The sequence below is a fragment of the Mesorhizobium sp. WSM1386 genome (assembly GCF_055901595.1).
Map to the genome: position 1 here is coordinate 2,536,951 of NZ_CM148373.1, position 24,762 is coordinate 2,561,712.

The 24,762-nt window shown below is 61.2% G+C and carries 18 protein-coding genes, 1 tRNA gene and 1 pseudogene; 16 read left to right on the forward strand and 4 right to left on the reverse strand.

Annotated features, from left to right (window positions below):
* Window positions 1–134 precede the first annotated feature (134 nt).
* Window positions 135–210, forward strand: a tRNA-Ile gene (locus AC0NIH_RS12440).
* 107 nt (window positions 211–317) lie between these two features.
* Here AC0NIH_RS12440 and AC0NIH_RS12445 read toward each other — a convergent pair.
* The 3 genes from AC0NIH_RS12445 to AC0NIH_RS12455 form a co-directional block, all read right to left on the reverse strand.
* Window positions 318–1,508, reverse strand: coding sequence for a site-specific integrase (locus AC0NIH_RS12445; RefSeq protein ID WP_473461322.1), 1,191 nt, complete (start codon window positions 1,506–1,508; stop codon window positions 318–320).
* Entirely contained in the window at window positions 1,501–1,758 is a 258-nt protein-coding gene (locus tag AC0NIH_RS12450) for a helix-turn-helix domain-containing protein (protein ID WP_404925147.1), read from the reverse strand. Before AC0NIH_RS12450 ends, AC0NIH_RS12445 begins: the two co-directional genes overlap by 8 nt.
* Before the next feature lie 71 nt (window positions 1,759–1,829).
* Window positions 1,830–2,075 carry a hypothetical protein gene (locus tag AC0NIH_RS12455; protein WP_473461325.1) on the reverse strand — a complete coding sequence of 82 codons (246 nt, stop codon included), beginning with the start codon at window positions 2,073–2,075 and terminating at the stop codon, window positions 1,830–1,832.
* Window positions 2,076–2,798: 723 nt separating this feature from the next.
* Between AC0NIH_RS12455 and AC0NIH_RS12460 the strand changes: the two genes are divergently transcribed.
* The 10 genes from AC0NIH_RS12460 to AC0NIH_RS12505 all read left to right on the forward strand — a co-directional run bounded on the left by AC0NIH_RS12460 (window position 2,799) and on the right by AC0NIH_RS12505 (window position 14,342).
* Window positions 2,799–3,914 carry a DUF6361 family protein gene (locus AC0NIH_RS12460; RefSeq protein WP_474025222.1) on the forward strand — a complete coding sequence of 372 codons (1,116 nt, stop codon included), beginning with the start codon at window positions 2,799–2,801 and terminating at the stop codon, window positions 3,912–3,914.
* A complete protein-coding gene (locus AC0NIH_RS12465) occupies window positions 3,907–5,760 on the forward strand; it encodes a phospholipase D family protein (RefSeq protein WP_473461330.1) in 1,854 nt (617 codons plus the stop codon). The genes AC0NIH_RS12460 and AC0NIH_RS12465 overlap by 8 nt, the downstream gene beginning before the upstream one ends.
* A complete protein-coding gene (locus tag AC0NIH_RS12470) occupies window positions 5,750–8,869 on the forward strand; it encodes a helicase-related protein (protein ID WP_473461333.1) in 3,120 nt (1,039 codons plus the stop codon). Before AC0NIH_RS12465 ends, AC0NIH_RS12470 begins: the two co-directional genes overlap by 11 nt.
* Before the next feature lie 465 nt (window positions 8,870–9,334).
* Window positions 9,335–10,009 carry a patatin-like phospholipase family protein gene (locus AC0NIH_RS12475; RefSeq protein WP_473461335.1) on the forward strand — a complete coding sequence of 225 codons (675 nt, stop codon included), beginning with the start codon at window positions 9,335–9,337 and terminating at the stop codon, window positions 10,007–10,009.
* 59 nt (window positions 10,010–10,068) lie between these two features.
* Complete coding sequence (locus tag AC0NIH_RS12480) at window positions 10,069–10,269, forward strand: hypothetical protein (protein ID WP_473461337.1); 201 nt, start codon at window positions 10,069–10,071, stop codon at window positions 10,267–10,269.
* A 10-nt stretch (window positions 10,270–10,279) separates the two neighbouring features.
* Window positions 10,280–10,753: a nucleotidyltransferase domain-containing protein gene (locus tag AC0NIH_RS12485; protein ID WP_473461340.1), complete on the forward strand. Its 474-nt coding sequence runs from the start codon at window positions 10,280–10,282 to the stop codon at window positions 10,751–10,753.
* Complete coding sequence (locus AC0NIH_RS12490; RefSeq protein ID WP_473461342.1) at window positions 10,689–11,165, forward strand: nucleotidyltransferase-like protein; 477 nt, start codon at window positions 10,689–10,691, stop codon at window positions 11,163–11,165. Before AC0NIH_RS12485 ends, AC0NIH_RS12490 begins: the two co-directional genes overlap by 65 nt.
* Before the next feature lie 47 nt (window positions 11,166–11,212).
* Entirely contained in the window at window positions 11,213–12,319 is a 1,107-nt protein-coding gene (locus AC0NIH_RS12495; RefSeq protein WP_473461345.1) for a hypothetical protein, read from the forward strand.
* 335 nt (window positions 12,320–12,654) lie between these two features.
* On the forward strand, window positions 12,655–13,143 hold the full coding sequence (locus AC0NIH_RS12500; protein ID WP_473461347.1) for a YdbL family probable chaperone protein: 489 nt from the start codon (window positions 12,655–12,657) through the stop codon (window positions 13,141–13,143).
* Window positions 13,143–14,342, forward strand: coding sequence for a hypothetical protein (locus tag AC0NIH_RS12505; protein WP_473461349.1), 1,200 nt, complete (start codon window positions 13,143–13,145; stop codon window positions 14,340–14,342). Before AC0NIH_RS12500 ends, AC0NIH_RS12505 begins: the two co-directional genes overlap by 1 nt.
* Before the next feature lie 307 nt (window positions 14,343–14,649).
* Here the strand turns inward: AC0NIH_RS12505 and AC0NIH_RS12510 are convergent.
* Window positions 14,650–15,279, reverse strand: a pseudogene (locus AC0NIH_RS12510) (tyrosine-type recombinase/integrase).
* 498 nt (window positions 15,280–15,777) lie between these two features.
* On the opposite strand from AC0NIH_RS12510, the gene AC0NIH_RS12515 reads away from it, so the two are divergent.
* The 5 genes from AC0NIH_RS12515 to AC0NIH_RS12535 all read left to right on the forward strand — a co-directional run bounded on the left by AC0NIH_RS12515 (window position 15,778) and on the right by AC0NIH_RS12535 (window position 24,438).
* A complete protein-coding gene (locus AC0NIH_RS12515) occupies window positions 15,778–18,276 on the forward strand; it encodes an ABC-three component system protein (protein ID WP_473461351.1) in 2,499 nt (832 codons plus the stop codon).
* Window positions 18,273–18,968 carry an ABC-three component system middle component 1 gene (locus AC0NIH_RS12520; protein ID WP_473461353.1) on the forward strand — a complete coding sequence of 232 codons (696 nt, stop codon included), beginning with the start codon at window positions 18,273–18,275 and terminating at the stop codon, window positions 18,966–18,968. Before AC0NIH_RS12515 ends, AC0NIH_RS12520 begins: the two co-directional genes overlap by 4 nt.
* Window positions 18,965–22,099, forward strand: a complete 3,135-nt coding sequence (locus AC0NIH_RS12525) for an AAA family ATPase (protein WP_473461356.1) — start codon at window positions 18,965–18,967, stop codon at window positions 22,097–22,099. Before AC0NIH_RS12520 ends, AC0NIH_RS12525 begins: the two co-directional genes overlap by 4 nt.
* Before the next feature lie 233 nt (window positions 22,100–22,332).
* On the forward strand, window positions 22,333–23,241 hold the full coding sequence (locus tag AC0NIH_RS12530) for a tyrosine-type recombinase/integrase (RefSeq protein ID WP_023769370.1): 909 nt from the start codon (window positions 22,333–22,335) through the stop codon (window positions 23,239–23,241).
* A 3-nt stretch (window positions 23,242–23,244) separates the two neighbouring features.
* Window positions 23,245–24,438, forward strand: a complete 1,194-nt coding sequence (locus AC0NIH_RS12535) for an IS91 family transposase (protein WP_023769369.1) — start codon at window positions 23,245–23,247, stop codon at window positions 24,436–24,438.
* Window positions 24,439–24,762: the final 324 nt, after the last annotated feature.

Genomic DNA, 24,762 nt, shown 5'->3' on the forward strand with positions numbered 1-24,762 from the left:
GAAAATCTCCTTGGTCTGCGATCAGGTCGCAAGCGTCGCGTAGAGCGCGATTATGGGTTGATTTGGGCGATCTGCGGAAGCCTGTCGGGAAAGCCTTGTGCCGCGATGCGAAAAACATTAATCCAGCGCGCGTGGGGCCTGTAGCTCAATGGTTAGAGCCGGCGGCTCATAACCGCTTGGTTGGGGGTTCGAGTCCCTCCGGGCCCACCATGACCATTGTTTTCATTGACGAAAAGTGGCCTCGGCCCAAAACGTTTTGGGCCCATAATGGGCCCAAAGCAAAGGCCGCGGTCCCCGTTTGTTCCGACTCGATTTGATTATCTGACGATGCGGAGGTTTGCCCGCCGCTTGATGGCGTCGCGTTTGGCCTCGCGGTCGTTGATGGCACGGGCAATATCAACTGCCATCCGCTTCTTGTTAGCCTCGCGCACGTAGTCATCCGTTACCGCCATGGAGGAATGGCCCATAGCCTCCATGATGGCCCGCGCTTGGATATTGCATTCAGCGAGGTAAGTGCCGAAGGTACGGCGCAGGCCATGGAGCGTGTAGCCGCTAGGAATTCCCGCCTGCCGCGTCCAGTGCTGCATCATGCCCGTCAGGCTTTTTTCCGAAAATGACCTGCTATACGCGTTTTTCAAGACGGTGCCGCCTTGCGATCGATCAAGCGGCTCCAAGGCCGCTGCTAGCTTGTCTACGACTGGGATGAACATCTCGCGCCCGCCGTGGCGGTTGCGGTTCTTCTTCTGTCGGAAATCAAAGGCCTCGATTAGCACCAGCGAGCCGTCGAACAGCTCGATCTCTTCAGTTAGAAGGTCATCCCACGCAAGAGCAGCGATATCGCCGCGACGATTTCCAAGCCAGAAGCCGAGTGCATAGCAGGTGCGTGCGGCTGTCCCGATGGGGTGTCGCTCCTCGAACCTTTCGCGCATCGCGATCGGCCAGGCCGGGTTCTTGGTCGACTTGGGCACTCGCACGCGGATGGACAACGAGGGATCGTCCTGCGGCTTTATCCATTTTTCAATGTCGGTCGCGACCCATACAAGCTTCTTTATGGCCACCAACATGTGTTTGGCGACCGTACGGTTTGTTCTGAAGATGCCTTCAATTATGGCGCGAAGCCGATCCGCGTCGAGGTGTTCGACTGGCGTTTCGCGCCACGTCAGCGGATAGGCAGGATCGACCTTCAGGCTGAGAAAGCGCTCGATCAGCCGCGCATTCTTCCGCTGCGTTGCTTCATCAAAATCCAGCCACTCCATCGTGGTCTCAAGTCGACGCGCGGCATGGCCAAACGTTTTTGGCAGTGCCCGACCGGGCAAATCGATAATAACTGCATTCTTATGTTGGCCCTGCGTGGCCTTCTCGTAAGCCACCTCGAACTCGGGATCTCCTGGCTTACCGGGAAGGTGGATTTCAGGCATGCCTTTTGCGCGGTAGCGATAAGCTAGCTTGCCATTCTTGAGACGCGAAGAGACCCCAGGGTAGCGCGCATCCTTGAACGGCCTAGCCATCAACGTTCCTTCCAGACTTCTTCCGCCGGTGATCAGCTCGCGGGGAGTTCTCCAGCATCGCTTGTAGCGAAAGGGTTTTGCTTTCGATGGCAGCGCGCAGGAGCACCGGGTAGGGGAACCCTCTGCCTTGCTCTATGCCTTCAAAGGTGCGCTTCGGTACTCCCAGCGCCTTGGCCGCGGCTTCGGCAGTGACCCCGCCCTTGGCCCGCCAGGCTTTGACTTCTTGCGCAAGTTTCTCATTCTCGTTCACGTCATCCCTTCCGTGCCGGCCATCATCATACTACGCCTGCAGCGCATACGCAACCAGCGTAGTTGCTATCTTTATTTTAGGTCCCGTTTGCTTCGTTGCAACAGCTCTTGAAGGCCGCTATCTTTGTCCGGTAACGAGGTAAAAGCGATATCCAGGGCTACACGATCCCAGATAGCGCGGCTGTTGATGCGCTTGGGCTTTGGCATGCGCCCATCGGCGACCATCTCGTCAAAAAGCGTCGATCCGACACCGATGTAACGCGCTGCTTCCTCACGAGATAGCCCTCGCGGGGCATACGAGATTGCGTCACCCTTCATGGACGCTGTCTCGGTCCTGATATTCCGGGGATGGTGGTATCGAAGCACAAAGCCACATCCTAGTTACCATTTCGTAGCGAGGAGATCGTGTTGGCTAAAATAAGAAGAGTCTCGTTAAGCGAAAGCGGCCTGACTAGTCCGTGCGGCGTGAACTGGCAGCAACGTGTGAATGGGGCCATTCCGGCAGGGTAGCAATCCGTGGAGCCAGTCTGCGGGCGGCTTCGCTGAGCTGGCGATCGGTGAGCCACTACTCAGACGTCGCGTTCGGGGCCGTATCCGGACTGTCCGCTTGGTAAGCGATTGGCGTTAAGTTGCCCGCTTCCGTGAAGCGAAGGGTCCGGTTGGGAAGCATCGACGCTGACCCCTAACTCTTGCTGCGCCCCCCTCTTCATTAGAGCCAATCCTGCGCCATCATCCCCGCTGCTTGGAGCTCACGGCGATCCACGCAGCTTATCCATGCGAGGCCCTTTTCTATCGATTACCAGTCATAACCCGACGCATTCTTGCATGGGCGTCAAAGCAGCCAAAACCCTGGCGAATAACCTCTACCCCCTAGTTGCTCGAATCTAATTATTCGTGCACGTTGCTCTGGCTGGTGAAGGGGGCGCACCAAGCGCTTCATACATTTAGTTTTTCGTGAGCACCCCACATGTGGGGATACTCTTGTCTTCAATCGGATGGATTGATTTCGACGAGAAGGAGCGCGACCGGGCGAACGCCCTGATGCAGCTCTTCACCGAGCAGGAGGCAAGGGACGAACTGGGGCTGGGCGCGATCCGGGATTCAATTGCCGATCACCTCTTCCCCGGCACCAGCACCGTTCAAACTCGCCTCCGTTACATGCTGTTCGTGCCTTGGATCTTCTCCCGGCTTCCTCGCCATCGCAGCTCCATCGAGGTGCTGGATCAGATGCGGTCCGATCAGCTCAAGCTTCGTAACGCCCTGGTCGCAGGCAAGGAGAGCAACGGCGTCATCGGGGTGAATGCCGGCCGCGAATTGAAGAGGCTGCCGGCCAGCGTTTATTGGGCTGGATTGGAGAATTGGGGCATCCGGTTGTTCCCGGGATCCATCGACTCCTATGCCGCCTCGCTGCCTTCCTGGCCGAAAGAGTCCAGCAGGGACCACGACGAGGACGACTATGATGCGAACCGTTCCAGGCTAGCGCTGTGGCATCCGCAGCTTCCCGCGGCGCCGAAAGGCTTCTTCGAAAACACGAGCTTTGCACTGAGCGATGAGGAAGCCGAATTCATCGTGGACCGCCTCAACGCCAGCAATCCCGACAGCTTGCTGACATTCCTCGCTCGGAAGGGCGGCAATGCTCGGGCCGGCTACATCTGGGCACATCCGCACGTCTCTGAATTCCCGGCCCGCATGCGCCGGCTCGTCGAGCACGCCTCGATCTTCTCGGAGGCCATGTACGGTGCTGCCCTTCACTACAATCTCCAGCTCAGCCAGCTCCGCGGCAAGGAGGATTGGGTCGAGGACTACAAGTCGGGCGTCGCGAAGTGGCAGCAGGACCTTGATCTTGCCCGGTTGAAGCACTGGTCGCTGGAAGACTTCTGGGACGAGATCCGCCACCCCGCGCATCGGGTTCTCGAACCGGCGCGACGGTTCGTGACCGATTGGACCGACCTGCTCAAGATGAGCGGCGGCCTCACGCGAAACAAGGCCAAGGGCCTGGCATTGGTGAAGGAGCGAGAGCGGCGCCTCAAGAAGGGACTGTCGCGCTTCACCAACCGAGCAGCACTGAGCCGCTGGAAGGGGGCGTCCGGCGCCTACCGCCTCCAGTTCCGCTGGTCGCAAGCGAGCCGTCATCTGCAGGACCTTGCCCGTGGCTAGATCGACGTTGGATCCGGAAACGCGCCTTCTCTACGGCGATAGCCTGAAGGCTCCCCCGGGCTACGAGTTCGATTGCGGGGTGGCCACCACCTTTTCGATGGATTTCGAGACGGCCTTGGCGATCTCGGTCAGCATCGCCTTCTTGGTGTCTAAGAACCGAGACGATGTCCTGAGCGACCACGTCGCACTGCTTGAAGCCGTTGAACGCACCGCTAAAAGGCTTGTCGTCTACGCCGATGCCGGGCAGATCCATGCCGACAGGGGCGAGGGATCACGCCTCACCTCACTCCTTGAGAAGACGGTCGTCGAAGTGAAGTCGCCGGGCGATGGCAGCTTCCATCCCAAGTTGTGGGCACTGCGCTTCAAGCCGCTCGACCACGACGACCTAATCAAAATGCGCTTGCTGATCCTGTCGCGCAACCTGACGCGCGATAGATCCTGGGACGCTGCGCTGTCGCTCGATGGGACGGTCCTATCGAGGCCCTCCGCTGGCAACAGGCCACTGCACGATCTGCTCAAACAATTGCCAAGCATGGCCGTCGGATCGATGGACGACGCGCCGCGACGCATGACCTTGGCGATGGCCGACGAACTCAGATACGTCGAATGGGACATGCCCCCGGGCTGCGACGCCTTAGATTTCCACGTCAATGGCATTGGAGCTGGGGGCTGGAAGCCAGCCAAGAGCAGGAGCATCGCCGTGATGTCCCCGTTCGTTGACGAAGAGGCCCTGGAGCATCTGGCTGCCTTGGCACCGCGCGCAGCCAAGAAACTGATCAGCAGGCCCGACCAGCTCGCCTGCATCCCTGCGGCGACGTTGGGCAAATTCGAGCAGGTCCTGGTGCTCGACGAAATGGCAGAAGGCGACGATGGCGAGGAGCCTCTGCCCAATGAGCAGCAGGGCCTTCATGCCAAAATCTTCGTTCAGGAAGAAGGCCGTCGCACGACGCTCACTCTGGGGTCGGGCAACGCCACCCGTACCGCGCTTCTCAACAAGCGGGGACAGTCGACTCGGAACGTGGAGGTTTTCGCGAGTCTCCATGGTCAGAAGTCCAAGCTCGGCTCCATCGACGACATCCTGGGCGACCAGGGCTTCGGTAGGATGTTGAGGGCATTCGAGCCGGACGAGGTCGATGCGACTGCAGCCCAAGAGGTCGCTGCCGAGCAGCGCCTTCTCGATGCACGAAGAACTCTGGCACGCGGAGTACTGTCGCTTCGCTGCGAAGCGCTGCAGGACGATACCAAGCGTTGGCGGCTGTGGCTGATCCCGAGTGACGGTTTGCAGCTTAAAGAGCTCGGTCGGATTCGCGCGTGGCCGATCACTCTTGGAGAAGGTCACGCCAAGGACGTGCTTGACGGCATCCGAACCGACTCTCCCATCGATCTCGGTTCGGTCCCGCTGGTTGACCTCACCCGCTTCATCGCGATGGAGATCACTGATCTCGCAACGGGTCGCAGCGAGATCTTCAGCACGGGTCTCGACGTCGAGGGCATGCCGGAGGAGCGCGATCTTGCCATCCTCAATTGGGTCGTCGACAGCCGACAAAAGTTCATGGCTTATCTTCGGCTCCTTCTGGCGTCCTTCATCGAACATCCACTGCCGCCGCCCAACAAGACGAACGGCAACGCCAAGGGGGATTGGGAATCCGGCGCAGATGACGAGCCAATCCTTGAAGATCTCATGCGTGCCCTTTGCGCTGGTGACGGGCGCCTCAGCGCCGTCGATCGGCTCGTGACCCGGATGGAAGCCAGCGCCAAGGACGGCACTGACGACCGCCTCCCACCGCACTTCAAGGAACTCTGGCGGGTGTTCCGCACGGTCTTGGAGACTCAAGATGCGCGGTGAGCCTTTCGATGCGTCGTTGTCGCTGGCACAGCTCAAGCACTTCCAACGCAGAACGGTTGACTACGTCTTCGACCGTTTGCACGGGTCCGACCAAGTGCGCCAATTCCTCGTTGCCGACGAGGTCGGCCTTGGCAAGACGATGGTCGCCCGCGGTATCGTCGCCAAGACCATCGAGATGCTCTGGCCCAAAGCGAAGCGCATCGACATCGTCTACATCTGCTCCAATCAGTCGATTGCGGCACAGAACCTCAACCGGCTGAACGTGATGGGCAAGGAAGCGATGGCCCTGCCCACGCGCATCACGTTGATGCCGCTGCGGATGCGCGAGAAGAACACAATCAACGCGAACGGCGTTAACTTCATCAGCCTCACGCCCGGCACGACCTTCAACCTGCATTCGTCGAACGGCGTGATGGAAGAGCGCGCGCTGCTGCTGCGATTACTCGAACCGTTGGCGCCACTGGCCTCGCTAAAGAACGCTTTGCAGGTGGGCGCTAGCCGAAAGAATTGGAACTGGCAGGTCAGCCAGATGACCCTGGACGGCATCGACAAGACGATCGTCCATCGCTTCCAGTCCGCCGTCTCGAAGAACAAAGTGCTCATGGCCGAATTGGGCGAGGTGTGCGAGCTCTTCGGCGCGTACCGGAAGAAATACCCGAAGCCATCCAATTGGGCGCGCACGTCCCTGGTCGCCAAACTGAGAAAGACGCTCTCGCACGCTTGCGTAGTGGCGTTACAACCAGACTTGATCATCCTCGACGAATTTCAACGTTTCCGCGAGCTGCTATCGGGCGAGGACGATGCCGCCGAGCTGGCGCGCGCCCTCTTCGAGTATGGCGATCAGGAAACGGGTGCCCGCACCCTGCTGCTCTCGGCCACCCCATACAAGATGCTGACGCTGTCCGAGGACTCGCCCGATGACGGCGACCATTACAAGGACTTCCTTAAGACGATCGGCTTCCTGCACGGTCGTGATCGCGCCTCCGCGGTCGCTGATGAACTCGACCTGGAGATGCGCCAGTTTCGACGCTTCCTCCAGCAGTTGCCGGCGGCGACCAAGCAAGCGAAGAAGGCTCGTAAGGGCATCGAAGCTCGCCTCAAGAAGGTGATGAGCCGCACCGAAAGGGTCGACAGCACCATCGAGAGGGACTCGATGCTGAGCGAGCCACAGATGGAAGCGAAGGTAGCCGCGGAGGATCTTCGTCAAGCGATGGTGGCGGCTCAGGTCGCGCGAAGCGCTGGGGCGCCGGTGATCATCGAATACTGGAAGTCCGCGCCCTACCTGCTGAACTTCATGCGCGACTACAAGCTTAAGAAGTTGCTTAAGGACGCGGTGGCGAAGCCCAACCCCGCTCTTGTCGCAGCAGTCGCCGAGGCGGAAGCGTTGGCACTGCGGATGGACGACATCGAGAAGTACCAGCCAGTGGAGCCGGGTAATGCCCGGCTGAGAGCACTGATGTCGGACCTGTTCGACGCCAAGCTTGATCAGCACCTCTGGATCACCCCGTCGCTCCCCTACTATGGGGAAGCGGCCAAGGCGCCGCCGCTGACCAAGGCGTTGGTCTTCTCCGCTTGGCAGATGGTCCCGGACGCGCTCGCAGCCCTCATCTCCTACGAAGCCGAACGACGTATGGGCGCTGCGGAAACAAAGCTGGCCTATTCCGACGCAGCGAAACGCCGGCCTTTGCAGTTTCGGCTGGATGCCAACAATCGGCCGGCCACGCTGCGCACGCTCAACCTCATCTATCCCTCCCCTCTGCTGGCCGAACTGGGCGACCCATTTGCTGTTTTTGCGGCCGCTGCCAAACGGCCCTCCCTCGAGGAGATGCGGACCGCATTGCGCCACAAGCTCGCCGAACGTCTTGCTGGGCTTCCCAAGGCCAAGGATGGCGAAACCTTGAGCGCGCGAGACTGGGAATGGTCGACGGCAGCGTTGCTGGACGTCGCGGCTGGCAATAGGGCATCGGAATGGCTGCGGAGCGGAGCCTTCGCCTCGACCGGCAATGAAGCAGGTTTCCGAGACCACGTCGCCGAGCTGATCTCCGCAAAAGGCATCGGAGAAGACGGCAGCGAAACTGCATTGGAATTGCTCGTGGATGTTGCGCTGGGAAGCCCCGCGGTATGCGCGGTCCGCGCCATTCGACGCATTGCGCCCGAACTTGCCTGGGATGCCCCAGAGCTTCTGGAGGCCGCGGCCCACGTGGCCTGGGGTTTCAGGACCCTGTTCAACCAGCACGAGACCGTGGCGCTGCTACGCCAGGAGAGCGATGAGCATTATTGGCGCAGCGTTCTCGCCCATTCCGCAGCACACAATCTCCAATCCGTTCTCGACGAATACGCCCATTACCTCGTCGAAGGCGAAGGGTTGGTCGCCAAGTCACCGACCGAGCGCGCCAAAGGCGTGGCAGAGGCCATGGTCAGGGCGCTGTCCATTCGCCCATCTCAGATCGAGGTCGACGACGTCAGGGCCGAGAACGGGCGCATTGTCTTCAGAAAGCCAATCAAGATGCGCGGTCGGTTTGCGATGCGCCTGGCCGAGCTCAAGGATGAGGACGGTGGTGCCGTTCGGCTGTCAACGGTCCGCGAAGCCTTTAACTCGCCCTTCAGGCCATTCGTCCTTGCCACGACCTCGATCGGCCAGGAGGGTTTGGACTTCCATCCGTATTGCCACCGGGTCTATCACTGGAACTTGCCAGGCAACCCGGTCGATCTGGAGCAGCGCGAAGGGCGGGTCCACCGTTTCAAGGGCCACGCCATTCGCCTGAACGTCGCCGAGGCACACGCTGACGCAGTGCGACAAGGCCGAAAGCCACCTGCAGACCCCTGGGCCGCCATGTTCGCCGCAGCACGACGCGCTACCAAAAGCCGCGACGGGCTCATTCCATATTGGATTTTTGAGGGCTCGACTAAGGTGGAGCGGCGCGTGCCGCTGATACCATTGAGCCGAGAGGAGAAGCGGCTCCAATGGCTGAAACGAAGCCTGACGGTCTACCGGCTGGCGTTTGGGCAGCCAAGACAGGACGATCTCCTGGCCCACCTTGTCCGGCTGGTCGGCAATGGCTTCGATGCCAGCGAGTTCGATGAACTTCAGATCAGATTGCGGCCTTAGCATGAAGCTTCGAAGCAACCTTCAGCACGAGCCATAGGACCGCCTTCGAGCTTAGGCGTTTCGCCCTGACGACGCTGGGGGGCAATCCCCTCTGATAACCGCCGCTGCATATTTATCTGCCCTATGTCCATTTCGGGGCCGTATCCGGACAGTCCGGTTCTGGGTGTGCTCGGAGGATAACTGTCGTTCAGCAAGCGACCCCATGTCGGTCATTTCGGCGCGCTGCCGTGGCCACCCGAAACTTGCCGTTCGTCCGGTTCCTACAAATGGCAGAACCGGGGCCGGAAGTAGAGGGTCGGCTTGGAAGACAAGGTGGTAAATAAGCAGCCATTCGACCCAACGGTCTGCGGACTTAGTCGGCGCGTCACCATGCGAACTAGCAGATTCCTGAGGGAAAACGGAAAGGTGCGCTCGATAACGCGCCTTCTGGGGCATTTTCTGCTACCTTCATGAGGGGGAAGTGGCGTGTCAAAGCTGGGCGACGGAAAATTCCGGATATTGAGCTTGGACGGTGGAGGAGCGAAAGGCTTCTACACGCTGGGAGTGCTGCATGAAGTGGAGGCCATGCTCCGCCGCCCGCTGAGCGAGACCTTTAACCTCATCTACGGGACCAGTACGGGTTCGATCATCGGGACCATGCTCGCGCTGGGCATGGATGTTGCCGATATCCATGGCCTTTACCGGAAGTACGTCCCGGACATCATGAAACTGTCCTGGCCATCACAAAAATCTGCAAAGCTCGCCGAGCTGTCTGACGAGATATTCGGCCAGACCGGATTTGATGCCCTCAAGACGCCAACCGGCATCGTTGCGACAAAGTGGATCGAGGAAACGCCACTTATCTTCAAGAGCGACCCGCGGCAGGCCATGGGACGGGCGGAATCGTTCGTGCCGGGCTTCGGCGCGACACTCGGTGAGGCCGTACAGGCGTCCTGCTCGGCATATCCCTACTTCCATCGGAAACAGGTACGCTTCCGGATGGCGACAAAGTCGAAGCGTTGGACGGGGGCTATTGCGCGAACAACCCCACCCTTTACGCACTGGCGGATGCCGTTCACGGTTTCAAGGTGGCGGCCGCGGAGCTTCGTGTGCTCAATGTCGGCGTTGGCGATTACCCGGCTCCAAAAGTCCCTTTGCTGAGCGTGTCGTCGCTGCTGGCCCTTTGCCCCTCCACGCCTGTCGCTCACAAGGCGTTCAACGTGAATACCCATTCGATGGCGCAGCTCCGGGCGATACTTTTCCCCGGTATCGCGACCATCCGCGTCAGCGACGGCTTCACCGAGCCGACGATGGCCACCGATATGTTCGAGCACAATCTCAGCAAGCTCAACCTAATCCACCGGCGCGGCCGTGAGTCCTACGGCAAGCAGGAAGCCGCCATCCGATCCCTTCTGCAGTAGCGGAGACGTCATGCCAGTTTCAGACCAGCAGCTCCAGACGTGGGCTCAGCAGGGATCGGTGACGCAGTCCAAAGCCACACACGAGGCAATTCGACGCGTCCTCAATGACCCGCAGTCCGCGTATCACGTCAGGGGGTTCGATGACTTTCTCCAGGGTTCCTACGCAAACGACACCAACATCTATGCGGACAGCGACGTCGATATCGTCATTCGCCTCACCTCGACCTACTACCGCAACACCGATGACCTGCAGCCGGCTGAGCAGGCGGCGTATGAGCGCGATCGCATCCCGGCCACCTACGAGCTTTCCGAGTTCAAGCGGGACGTAGCGGCATGGCTTAGCCGGCACTATCCGGGCGTGACCGTTGGGAACAAGGGCCATCTTCATCCCTGGAAACGGCAGTCGCCGGGACGCCGACGTGCTCGTTGCCGCCGAGCACCGGCACTACGCGTCCTACTCGGGATTCGTGCCGCAATTTCATAAGGGCATCGTCTTCGAAACCGCGAACGGTCGGCGGATCATCAATTACCCCGAGCAGCACAGGGATAACCTGTCGGCCAAGAACCAGGCGACGGGCTCATGGGTCAAACGCACGGTGCGGATGTTCAAGAACATGCGCAACCGAATGATCGAGGAACGCTATCTGGAGGCCGGCATCGCGCCTTCGTATTTCATCGAGGGCCTGCTCTACAACGTCCCGAATAATCTCTATGGCTACAGCCACCTGATGTCGGTCACCAACTGTCTCGGCTACATCCAGAACGCCAACCGCGACGAACTTACGTGCGCCAACGAGCGCCATTGGCTGGTGCGGGACCATCAGGACGTTTGCTGGTCCACCGCAAATTACGAAAGCTTCCGAACCGCCGTCCGTCTCTTCTGGCAGAATTATTGAGCTCGCGCCACGGCTAGATATTAACCCAATAATTGGACGTTTAGACGATGACGCGGCTACTAGGGCGGCCTGTTAGGACTTCTCCCGCTCCAGGTTCTTCGTGGAGTGGCCTGCACCACGGCCTGATCAAAGTTAGGCTGTGCCATGCCCGCGGCCGATCCTATCTGCTTCCAGATGTACTGATTGGTTTCAACGAGAAGCGCTTTTTCTTGCCTAGCTTCTTCGGCCCGCCGAAACTGGTGTTCGACGTTCCCTCGATCGGCATTCCGTTCAGTCCACGTCACCATGAGTTGACCATGGACCTGGACGTCGCAGGGCCCCGTGCCACCATGGCGACGCGGGTGATCGTCCATTTTCGGTCGGACGGTCTCGTGCACTCATACGATGACGGCGCACAGCTCTATCGCTGCACTTATCGTGCGCCGCTCGCATCGCGGCTGTCTGATCAAATTGCCGGCAACTGTCGATCACTCGGCAACGGGGATTTCGCCATGGGTTTGTATCATCACACGACTGCGGTGAACGCCGCCAAAATCGCCTCAAGCGGCGAACTCTGGTCTAGCGCCCGCAATCTAGCAGGTACCGCCGATTTGGCGAATGTATCGCACCTCTACTTTACAACGCTGCCTTCCATCGAGAGTGAGGATGACCTGCGGCGCGTGGCGATGAGCTCGACTTCTGTGATCCACTATCAGACAACATCAGATCGGCCGAGAGAGGTCGCGGTCACACTACCTGTATATGAGGGTCGGTTGGATGCGCGCGGTTCGTCGCTGCATTTTATGGTACCGCTCGGAATTGTGGCTCCGGCTCACGTTCTTCATCATCCCCTGACTCGGGCGGAGCCGTCCTACTATGAGGTAGTCGGTCAGGAAATCGTGCGGGTCGCGGTGCAGCCGGGTGTTGCGGGAAATATCGTGGAAGGTGCAATTTTCGTGGCGAACGAAAGCTTGAAGCGGTTCGGCTACGTGGTCGAGGGCGATGCGTCAGGTCAGGATGGTTTAGTAGACCCGATGCGTGAGGCCGGCATTCGGGGCATTGCTCATATTGAGCCCCTGAATGCCGACTTGAACTTGTTTGAGTTCTGGAAGGCCAACGCCAATCGCGACCTGCATTCTAGCCGAAGTGTCGAGCACCGTGTCCTGCGGATCTGATTTCGAATGAATCAAATTCATCGCAAAGTTGCAGAGTGACTTGATCGGGGGAGCGACTTGATCGAGGGAATGTCCGCTTACCTCTTCTGGCCCATTAAAGCTGCCAGTCCCCTTCCCACCCCCAACCGAGCCGTTCTTTGGTTTCGACTCGGTCATTGGCAGCTGCCGACCCTATTGTTGCTGTTCCCAAGCAATTGCCTGATTGGCAGCAGGCCATACAGCGGAAATCGTGGTCTGTCGGGTTTGAGTGCATGGACGGTCATGTCTGCGCTTGAACTAGATCACTAACACGGTAGGCTCCTGCAGATCGCAACGTCGGGTTGCCGGAGCCAGTTGTGCCAAACCATACGAAGATACTCTCTGCCATCGCCGCCACCGATGACGCCGATCGCCTTCGGCAGTTCCGGGAAAACGCACAGAAGAACGGTGTCGATGAGGTTGCCGACGCCGCCTTCCGACGCCTAATCGAGATAGTGCCCTCCGAGACTCCTGGCACGCTAGAGCACGATTTCTGGTCAATGGTGACCGCGTTCGAAGAGCACCGACGCCTCGATCGGGGTAAGAAGTCGCCGATGCATCGTACGCGGGATAAAGTCGCTCGGGTCGGTATTCATCAGACGCTCGCCGATTTCGCGACGGACCGGAAACCAACGGCCGGGTTCGAGCAACTGCTCGAATGGGGCATGCCGGAGTTGACCGGCGAAGCGATCGTCCTGCGCCATCAGAGCGAATTCGAACCGGAAGTCACTGCGGCTGCCAGGCGGCGTCTGGAAGACGCTGGCATCGACATCGAGACACTTGCTCGACCCGAAGGTGGTCGCTGATGCACGTCGAGACCACGGGTGTTGCTCGTATTCGCCATCGGGATACGGGTGAAGAATTCGAAATTGAGCGTGACGAACTTGAGTGGGAGGCAACCGGCGGTGACGGCGATCGTCAAATGGGGCCGGAGACGATCTACACGGCCGAAATCGCTCACCCTGATCTCGGCGACCTTCGATGGGAATTGTCCGAATATCCGGTCGGCGTAACGAACCACGTCACACACAACTTCGGCGGCCATGAGCTTCTCGAAGATTTCGACATAGCTGTGATCCTGGATCCAGAGGATGCGGAAGAGCCTTTCGAACTCACACCTCCACCAGAAACGGACGGCCCACCTGGCAGCAGTCAACGATATTATGCCGAAGACGATGACTTTGGGATCACCGCTGCCGAACTCGCCAACCTGACAGCCGACAGGCAGGTGCCGTACCTGACGTTTTGGTTCTTGGGCTATCACGAGGATCCGGCGCACGAGACCCCATACAACGGCCGTGAGGGTGGCTATCTATACGTTCACGGTGGGCCGTATAACGCCGATGATGAGCTAGCCACCGAGTTCGGCGGCTTCGCATCTGATGAGGCTATCGAACTTGCCGTCGAGGAAATTCAAGCGGACGGCATTTACGACTGGGCGCCAACCTCGGCGCACCCCGATCGACGAGATGAGGGCTCGGACTACGAGCCCCTTTCACCGCTCGATAAATTGGATATTGATCTTCGGCGGTCGATCAGAGCGGTGGAAGCCGGCGAGGTCCCCCAGTTCGGCACGTCAGAGGAGCGTGAGGCTCGCTCCAACATGCGATCGGCGTTTGTCGAATTCGCAGCGCGCCTTCCCCCACGGGAAAGGGTTCGAGGTGGCATAGGTGACAACAACCCGCCGCCGGACGAACGCTTTACGCAGGAGGAGTTGGACGAGACCCGAGAAGCCGCCGAAACTGTGCTCGTTGAACTCAAGAAAGACGAGCCGGACATCGTCGCTGTTTCGAAAGCAAGCGGAATCCTGGTTCGCATCGCAAAATACGTTGGCCGGAAGGCTGATATGGCGGTGGATGCGATGGCAAAATCCTTCGGGACCGGTCTAGGGATAGCTGCAGTCGGCGGTGTGACTGTTCTTGTTACCGGGCTTTATGAGCCACTGGTTCACGCGCTCGGAACAATCGGCCCGTGGCTTGAGACGGTCTTGCATTCCTTCATCTAATTTCTTCTCCAACACGCAAGATGTCCTGCGCTCGCCTCGTGTGGGGCTCCGCTGAAATCCAGGCGCTCGTCGCCGAAATCCGTGCGCACCGCGCTTGCCGCACTGCCACGGCAGCCGAGGCGCTCGCCTACGAGTATCTTCGTGGGGCGCGCTGCCGCTGAATCCCGTCGACCAAAGGAAGGGCAGCTTTCCCGGCGTAGTGACCCGAAACCTGCCGGTCAGCTTCCCACCCAAGGATAGCCAGTATGGCAATGTATCCCGGAGGCTGAAGCGGTCATCCGTGGTGCATCGGGTGACCGCCCAGATGTCAGATTTCCGTTCGCTCTGCTAAGAGCAGCGCGTCTTCAACATCGACACCAAGGTATCGAACGGTGTTCTCGATCTTGGAATGGCCAAGCAGGATTGGATGGCCCGGAGATTCCCTGTCGCCTTGTAGATCATCGATGCCTTCGTGCGACGAAGCGAATGAGTGCCATAGTCCTCCGGACGCAGACCAATCGCAGTCACCCATTCGTCGACCAGCGGGCGTACTGCCTCGTGCTCATGTGGTGGGCGTGATTGATCCGGCTCGGGAATGCATAGTCGTCGACCGTGCCGCCACGCCTTTCAAGCCAGGCCAGAAGGCTGGCTCTCACGTCGCTGGTGATCTCGAACTGGACCGGCCGCCCCGTCTTTTGCTGAACGACGATCGCGCGGGTCCTAACTTCTGGCCCCGCAACCAGATCACGAATCCTTGTTTTGACCAAGTCGCAGCCGCGAAGCTTGCTGTCGATTGCCAGATCGAACAGGGCACGGTCCCGAATGCGCCTTTCCCGATCCAGGAAGAATCGAACGGCCCAGATCTGTTTCTGTGTGAGCGGACGCTTGGTGCCGCCTTTTTTCCAGCGTTCCAAGCGGCGCGCTCACGGCTAGCATCATCGAAATGAGAATGACCCATGTGAGTTCTCCTCGGCCTTGATTGGCCAAACGAGAAACGGCATTCCGGCACTACCGCTCGGGGGCCGGATGCGGACTGGCAGCTAACTGGCTGCCAAGCACAAAAGACTACGCTAGTTTAACTTCCGGGATAGCAAATGTCCCAAAGACGCTCATCCCCGAACCGTTCCCGCTCCGTCTAACTTCAGACGCTCATAAAAATGGCAACGTCGACATTATGAGCTGTCGCTGATCGACGCCCGGTCGGCCTAGATCGAGATGCTGCGCGGAAGGGCGATCGAATGAGTTGAGCAGCGAACCGGCAACCGGCTTAAAGTGCCTTCGCAAGACCTTTTAAGAAGCTTGCTGCATCTTCTATTCTTGCCCATAAGCAATGCGTCGGCTATCGCCCGGCGACGCGGCCGAAGGGGGAGCGGATTGTCGAACATGCGTGCGGGAGCACACGCCACAGCTATGGTGCCAGTGCGGCAGACGCCAGCTACCGCGGGGGTATGTGTCGTTGGCTGATGCTTTGCTTGCCCAGGACATCGTTGATGGAGCGGCTGTTCACGATCGGCCGAACCTGTTTGTCATCGGTAGTTTCGACCGGCGCATCACCTTCTATTCCCAGCAGGTCAGGGCACTGTCGCTGATCCACGCGCTCAAGGAACTCGGCTATCTCCATGCCAATCCGAGGATCGCGATCGTCGGCGGCGGGGCGGCCGGCGTCACTGCAGCCGCAGCTGCTGCGCTGGTCACCGGGTCGCAGGTCGTCTTGTTCGAATCTGCTGCTGCGCTCTTACCCCTTCAGTCGACGACGGATCGTCGGCGGCTCGACCCGCATATCTACGATTGGCCGGCGCACTACACTACCGATCCCATCGCAGATTTGCCGATCCTTGACTGGGAATCCGGGACGTGCCGCGTCGTTCGCGACGATGTCCTGCTCGGATTCGAAGACATCGTTGTCAGGCTCGCGCCACGGTTAGAGCGACGACTGCGCCATCAGGTTACCGCGCTGACACGGACGGCGGACGGTTACCAGCTCGACATCACTAATCTCAATGCTCCACCGCCAGGCACAGAGCTGCGGGAACAATTCCACATGGTGTTTCTCGCCGTCGGGTTCGGGCTTGAGCCGGGCGAACCGGTTCCGGCGATACAGAGCGCAAGCTATTGGACCGATGCCGGGGTTCCAGTTGCCGAGTTCGCAGGTCGACCGACCCCGCGGTTCTTCGTCAGCGGTGCGGGCGATGGCGGACTGATCGATTTCGTGGCCGCCGGAGCCCGCGATTTCGATCATGCCGGCATGATCCGGCTGATCTCCGAACATCCCGGCATCACGGCGTTGAAGCCGGCCCTTGCCGCGATTGATATGCGCGCCCGCGCCGAGGATGCCAAGGGCGCCCGCTACGATTTCATGGCGGCCTATGACGCCGAGCTTCTACAGCCCCTCACCGACATCGGCCTTATCGCGGCGGTCGCGCAGCAACTCCGCCCCGGCGTGCAGCTGACGTTTCAGACCCAACATGCAGAGCTGTTCGACGTCTCCACAGCAACGCTAAACAGGCTCGCCGCCTATCTGACTATCAAAGCTTGCGCGGGCGACGCCCAGCGCTCCTTCCGGCATCTGCGTTGCGGTGTCGTCGCCCGGATTGACGCGCCAGATCCAGCACCGGTCGTCGCCCCCTTCTGGCTCGATTGCGCCGGGGAGACGGTAGCGGCGGATGCGGTGATCGTTCGGCGCGGTCCCCAGCGGGATGTGGTGCGGGCACCCTTTGCGCCGCACTTGGCCAGCTTCGATGTGACGCATAAGGAATGGCTCGCTCGACACGGCGAGGCGACATTTGTCCCGAAATTGTCAGGACCGGCGCGCGCTCTGTACCGAGAGGCGGCGCGTAGCGCGAATGTTCTCGCGCCGCGGCTGCAGCGACTGGCGGCCAACCAACTTCCCATATCGGTACAGCTATTACGCGAAGCCGCCAATATTCGCTGGTCCGGCGCGATCCCGCCGGACCAGCTTATACGATCTTGGAGCGAGCAAAAGCCTTTTGAGATCATTCTGCCGGATGGTCCCGAGGCGCTTGGCACCGTCGCGGGTGCTGTGCTGCGGGTTGCATGCCACAGTAGCAATTGCCGGCTCCACGCCGCGCCTGGCCTGTGGAGTCAGCTTGTCCGCGAGCTCAGCCTCGAATCGCCGCATGCCGAAGGCATGGCGATGCCGGCGATCGTCGCTGGCGATCCCGGCGGCGCAGCCCAGAATCCGGTTCCGCTGCCGCCCGATATTCTTGCGCGTCGAATTCACCGGTCGCTCGATAGCTGGCTGCTCGAACGTTTGGACGCGCATCTCCAGCCGTTCTTCGCCAGCAATGCCGATCCCGGCCGGCCAATCAACGTGAAGATCGCGCAGGATCTTCGGGCGGCCATGGCCGCGACCTGGGCGGTATGGCATGCGTCGTTCACCGACGACCCGGCGCTGTTAAACCATTTCCTACGCCTGATGATCTGTGCAGTCGACGAGGAAGATCATCTCGATGCGGCTCAGATCCTCGTGGGACCTAGCAAATGGCCAATGATCTTGCGCGGCACCGCAGTCGCGCTAGCCATCGCTGCAGCTTGGGAGGCTACATCCCCGAAAGGCGCGAGGCCGGGCAATCTGGTTCGTCTGCGCGACGGTGACAGCGAATGGGCCGGTCATGGCTGCGCGGCCGATATGATCAACGGGGACGAGATGTCACTGTGTGCCGCATCGTTCATGTGGCAAACCCAATTCGTCATTCTCGTCGTCAAAAATGCCATTGAGGTCAGCCGAATCGCGGAGCGGCCGTTCGCGCAGATTGACACTGACCAGCCGGGGCTCAGCAATACGGATGGCTCTGGTCCGGTGATCATGTCAATCAGTCGCGATTTCATCGACGCGGCGGCAGCGGGCCTTGCCGAGCTACGTGTTTTGCTAGCAACGGTGGAGGCGCGGCACTTTGAGGCGCTCGAAAAGACTATCATGAAAGGCGCAGCATGATTGATAGTGCAACTCTGTCACCTAGGCTTGCCGATTTCTCTGACAGGCTGCGCAAGGCGGCGCTTGCACTCAAGCTCGAGGTTGAGGATCGGCCCGAACTGGCGAGCGCAACCTTCAACGGCGGATCGACCAAGTCGACGACGCTCAGTCCGACCGATCTGCCGGCGGAGAGCCATGCGATCCGGATCGATCGCTTCAACATCGTGCTGGGAATCCTCCCCGACGTCGCGGCCATGGAAGCGGTGATCGAGACGCTGAGGCGCTACCGCAACCAATGCGTCGTCGCGCGCTCGTTCCTTGGGACCAACGAAACGCTGGATCTCCAGCTGATGCTGTTGGGACCACGTGCGAGCGAGCGGCAGGAAGCTTGGCGCGCGCTGGCGTTGATGGTCGAGCGCGATGACCGTGTCGCTCGGAAGCTGGCGTGGCTGAGACCCGAAGATCCGTTGAAAGACGACGAGAGTTTTGCCGACTTTCTCAAACGCACTTTCCTCGCCCGACCATGGGTTCATGCTGAAGGCCAGTTTGAGGACGTGGCGCTCGATGAGCTGAGCGGAACCGGTGCGACGGCGCCGGGTCTACCGCGGACGACGGCGGACGAATGGGAGCATATCGCGCTGGACGAGAAGAAGACGCCGGATGATATTGTTGCGGCGTTGGTCAAGTCCTGGGGGCGGAGGGGTCAGGCATGAGCGATATTTTCCTCTCCCGCATCGCGATCCATGATTTCCGGACCTTCGGCGACTTTGCTATCGACATTCCGGCGGCGCCCGGTCTTGTTCTGCTCACCGGCACCAACGGCTTGGGAAAAAGCAGCTTCTTCGATGCGATAGAGTGGGGACTGACCAGTAAGATTCGGCGATTCGAACCATATATCAGCAACGGCCGCAGAAGACTGGTCGAGAAGGATTATCTCACGCGCCGAGGCGCTGAGCCGGATTCGCATTGCGTCGCGCTGACCTTCTCGGATGGCAACGCCGTCAAGCGCAGCGCCACCGGCGGTACGACGATGGCGAACATCGTCGCGCAACTTGCACGGCCCGACCGCCGCACGATTAACGATCTTGGGACTTATCTCGCCCTCACTCATTTCCTTGGTCAGGCAGCGCAGCAGCGGTTCACCAGCCGCGACCCGCAGGATCAGTGGCAGGCGCTCAAGGGGCCGAGCGGCATCGATCGCCTCGAGCGTATTCGCGCTGGACTGCGCGGGCGACCGACCATCGCTGCATTCACGCGCAGGCTCGACGCCGAACAAGGCGTCGTCGCCACGCTCGATCGACAGATCGCGGACTGGCAAGGATGGATGACGCGCCTTGAGCGGCTTCGCGCGGCTGCCCGTGCCACCGGAGTGCTGACGGCTGACGAAGTCGCTGCGCGGATCGACCAGCTCGAGAATGAACTTCAGCAGCTCGCAGCGGGCCAGCCGCTTGTGGTCACCAGTGAAGGCGTCGGGCAGCGTCTCGCGGCGCTTGGCGATCTGATCGGCGAGGCGCTGCGTACCACCGGCGAACGCAAGGCAAAGCTGGGGGGGCTTTCGGCGCTGCCGGTGCAGTTCTTGGTCAGTCAGGCCGAAGGTCGGCTAGATCACCCGAGTCTCATGCGGCTGCGCAGTGTGGTGAGCGATGCGCAGGCGCGATTAGATCGGGCCTCTCCGCTGGTAAGCTCGACCATCGACGCGGTGACCGCTCAGAACGCCGCGATCGCCGCAATCGACCAGAATGTCGCTGTACTTAACGCCGCGCGTATCGACCTCGCCCACCGTGACCAGCTAGCCGTATCGATCTCGACCGAGCAGCAGGATCGGAAGGCGCTGATCGAGGCGATCGCGGCGAATCGCACGACGATCGCGGAAGCCGACGCGGCGATCAGCCAGCATGGCGAGTCCAGCGCCATGGTCGCGCGGCTGCGAAGCCTTGCCGCATCCGCGCGCGCGCTCAACGAGTCGATGGCGGATTGTCTCGATCTCGAAGGCGAGTCCGGGGCCGCCCACGCCGCACTGGCGCAGGGACGCGAAGCCGCCGCGCGCGCAGCGACCGAATTGGCGCCGCTCGAAGCGCTACTTTCCGATCTCGACAGCAAGATCGCCGATGCCGAACGCGAACGCGCCGAGGCCGATCGACATGCGTCAGCAATCAGCGCGGCCTTGTCACAGCTTGCCAGCCATATCCATGAGGAAGATACCGACTGCCCGGTGTGCCAGACGCCGTTCGAACCGGGCGCACTCAAGGCCCTGGCCGATGCTGCCGCATCAGGTAGCAACCATCGTCTCGCGCAAGCCGATGACGCGCTGGAGGCGTTGCTGAGCACCCGACCCGCGCTCAGCGATGAAATCCGTCGCCTTCGCGGGTTAGTGGCTGCGGTCGACGGGCTCGAACGCGTCGCGAGGGCAGCCGCTCAAGCCGTGACAAATGCACGCGCCAGCATTGCGCAAACCCTTGCTACCACCCCCGATAGCGACGTTGCCGCGCTTGCGGCAAGCCGGGCACGCGATGCAGATGCAGCACTTGCGGCGGCGGAGGCAGCGCTGGAACCGCTGTCGGCGAACGCGGCAGCGGCAACCGAACAGCGACTGAACGTTGCAGCCGATCTCGACGAACTGATTGCGCGAGACAATCAGCTTGGTGCCCGGCTGGCAAAGTATCAAGCAGAGGATAAGGCCTGCGCCGATCGCATCGCCGCACGCAATTTGTCGAACGCAACGATCGGCGACATTGAGGCGAGATTGACGGCTGAGAGCGAGCGCGGCGAAGGCGCACGGGCTCGTCTGGCACAGCTGAGCGAGGCGGCGACCAGCGCGTCTGCGGACGCCCAGCGCGAGCAGGCCGCGCTTGACCTAGCACAGCGCGACCTTGCCGCAGCCGAGACAGTCCGCACAACCTCGGAACTGGCAGCGCGGCAGATGCAGCAGCGCTGGACCGGCGCTGGTCTCAATGACATTCCGAGCCAGACTGAATATGACCGCGGGCTCGCTGCCATCGACGCCGTGCTGGCGGGTTTGCGGTCATTGGCCGAACGCCAACTCGTCCTTGCCCGCGAAAATGAAGATGCGCTTCTCCAGAGCGAGATCGACGAGATCGTCGCTTCGATGCGGGAGACCGGAGGCGACGATGGTGTTCGGGATCCGGTGGCCTATCTGGCTGCGCTCAAGACCAAGCTCGAGGCAGCGCGGGCGGCGCTTAAACTCACCACTACGGCACGCAGTGCGGTAAAGCGCTACTCGGAAGACCTTCAAAAGCAGGCCGACGATTTTTCGGCGCGCGTGCTAGACCCGCTCAATACGGTGATCGACGATTTTAATGAGGCGATGCTGAGCACGCCCGGTGAAAGCGTTCAGTTCAAGGCCGACACGAGGGTCGATGCGACCAGTTTCGGCATGGCGCTGCGCTACCGCGAGAAGGTCGACAATGCGATCGAGACGAAGAAGGACTTGCCGCCTCAGCTCATACTGAGTGAAGGCCAGCTTGCCGCGAATGGTTTCAGCATCCTGTGCGCGGCGAGTACCGCCTATCCTTGGTCCCGCTGGCGTGCCCTGCTGCTCGACGATCCGCTACAGCATAATGATATTATCCACACCGCCGCCTTTGTCGACGTGATGCGCAATATGGTCGAATTAAACGGCTATCAGCTGATCATGTCGAGCCATGATCGTGGCGAGAGTGAGTTCATCGCGCGCAAATTCGATGCCGCTGGTCTGCCCTGCTCCACGGTTTTGTTGACGGCGCCCTCGGACAGAGGCGTGGTCTGGAACACGCCAGAATATAACAAGGCCGCGACACGAATATTGCGCAAGCGTTCGCCGCCCGCCAGCATCAGCATCGCCTGACATGGCTGAGGCGAAGCGACCCGGAACGTCGGCTTTCGGGTGAAGGTAAAGGTTGCGCGCGTGTCTGGGATGAGGCGCATTACGGTCGGCAACTTCGGGGCCGAAGAACGAACCCGCTGCGCGGGAAGGCGCCTGGGGTGAGGTAGAGGGCACAGGCCGGGCATCGCGCCTGCATTGAGCGTCGCGCGGCAGCGGCAGAGCATGACGGGCTTCTTCAACAAGGAGCCTGACCAATGCCCTATCCCGCTCTCGCTGCCCCTATCAGCCCGCTGCGCCAGCGGCTGATCGACGACATGAACATGCGGCGTTTCTCACGCGAGACGCAGCGCAACTATCTCCGCGACATCGGACGCCTGGCGACATTCCTTGGGCGTTCACCAGACACAGCTACCGCCGACGACCTGCGCCGGTTCCAGATCGAGCAACAGGAGGACGGTGTTCCCGTTCCGACCATGAACAGCATCGTGTCGGCGCTGCGCTTCTTCTTCACCCACACGCTCGACCGCCCAGACCTGGCGCGCCGGCTCGTCCGGCTGTCGCATCCGCGCCACCTGCCCGTGGTGCTCAGTCGCGACGAGGTCGCCAGGCTGCTCAATGCCACCACGTGTCTCAAGCACCAGGCCGCGCTCTCTGTCGCCTATGGTGCGGGCCTGCGCGTCGCCGAGGTGTCGATGCTGAAGGTCACCGACGTCGACAGCGAGCGCATGCTGCTGCGTGTTGAGCGTGGCAAGGGCGGGCGCTATCGCAATGCCATGCTCTCCGAGGATCTGCTTACCCTGCTGCGCCAGTGGTGGAAGGTCGGTCGGCAGCAGGGCGTGATGCATCGCGACGGCTGGCTGTTCCCCGGACAGCACGCGATGAAGCCGATCAGCACGAGGCAGCTCTATCGCATCGTCGTCGAGGCGGCCCAGGCCGCCGACATCGCCAAGCGGGTGGGGCCGCACACGCTGCGTCACAGCTTCGCCACCCATCTGCTGGAGGACGGCACCGACATCCGCATCATCCAGGTCCTGCTCGGGCACGCCAAGCTCAACAACACCGCACTCTACGCGAAGGTGGCGACCCGGACGGTGCGTGCCGTGACGAGCCCGCTCGACAAGCTCGGGCTGTTCAAGCCAGGAGAGGGCTCGCCCGACATCTGAGCCGTGCGCGCCTCGATCGAGGTCGCCGACATCTTCCGTGCTGCCGGACCCGCCTATCGGGCCGCCCATGCAGGTCACCTGAGCCTCATCCAGCTCAAGGTCATGTCGGCGATCGAGTATTGCCGCACCGCAGCCCTTGGCGGTCACGTCGAGGCTTGCGAGGACTGCGGCCAATGGCGGATCGCCTACAACTCCTGCCGCAACCGGCACTGCCCGAAGTGCCAGGGCGCGGCGGCGCGGACATGGCTTACCGAGCGCGAGGCCGACCTGCTGCCAGTCGGATACTTCCATGTCGTGTTTACTCTGCCTGCCGAGGTCGGCGACATCGCCTTCCACAACAAGGCGCTCGTCTACGACCTTTTGTTCAAGGCGGCATCGGAGACGATGCTGACGATCGCCGCCGACCCAAGACACCTCGGCGCGCGCATCGGCATCACCGCCGTGCTCCACACCTGGGGATCGGCGATGACCCACCATCCGCACGTACACATGATCGTGCCGGGCGGTGGCATGGCACTGGGCGGAGGCCGATGGGTCTTCTCGCGGCCGGCCTTCCTGCTTCCGGTGCGCGTGCTTGGCAAGCTGTTCCAACGGCTCTTCCTCACGCGGCTGCTCGCGCTGCACGACGCCGGGCAGCTCGGGTTCTTCGGGACCATGGCGCACCTCACCGAGCGACGCGCCTTCCTGCGCCACCTTGCTCCCGTTCGGGGGAAGCGATGGGTGGTCTATGCCAAGGCGCCGTTCGCCGGACCGGAGGCGGTGCTCGCCTATCTGTCGCGCTACACCCACCGGGTGGCGATCTCGAACCGCCGCCTGATCGCGTTCGACCAGGACGGCGTCACCTTCCGTTACAAGGACTATCGCCGCGACGGCGTTGATCGGCAGCAGGTCATGACGCTGGCGGCTGACGAGTTCATCCGCCGCTTCCTGCTCCATGTCCTGCCGCGCGGCTTCCATCGCATCCGGCACTACGGCCTGCTCGCCGGCTCCGCCCGCAAGGCCAGCCTTGCGCTCGCCCGCGAACTCCTGGATGTCACCGAGCTGCCCAGCCCCGGTGATCCCGACGTACCGGAAGACTTCCGCCCGCCATGCCCTTGCTGCGGCGGGCGCATGATCATCATCGAGACGTTCGAGCGCTGGAGGCAGCCACGCGGTCCGCCCGATGCAACCGCGACGAACCGGAAGACAACTCCATGACCCGGCATGGCATGGTCGAACCTTCACCCGCAGGCGCCCCGCCTCCGGCAACGGACCCACGCGTGTCCATCGTCAATATCGCCGCCGACAGCGTCGCAACGAGCCTCGTGCCGGATCGGCTAAACCGCGCGGAGGCACAACGAAGCGGCCTCCCCGCATCCATCCCGACGCCTCCCAGCAGCGGTCACGCCATCGCCGACATCGGCCGCAGATCGAAATCCCCATAGCCATCGACTGTGCCCCGCGGGTTCCTTCCTCGGGGACTTTCGTACGCCTGGCGGCGCCCGAAACTCTTCACGGTAGCGGAAGGTCTGCTTTTTGGAA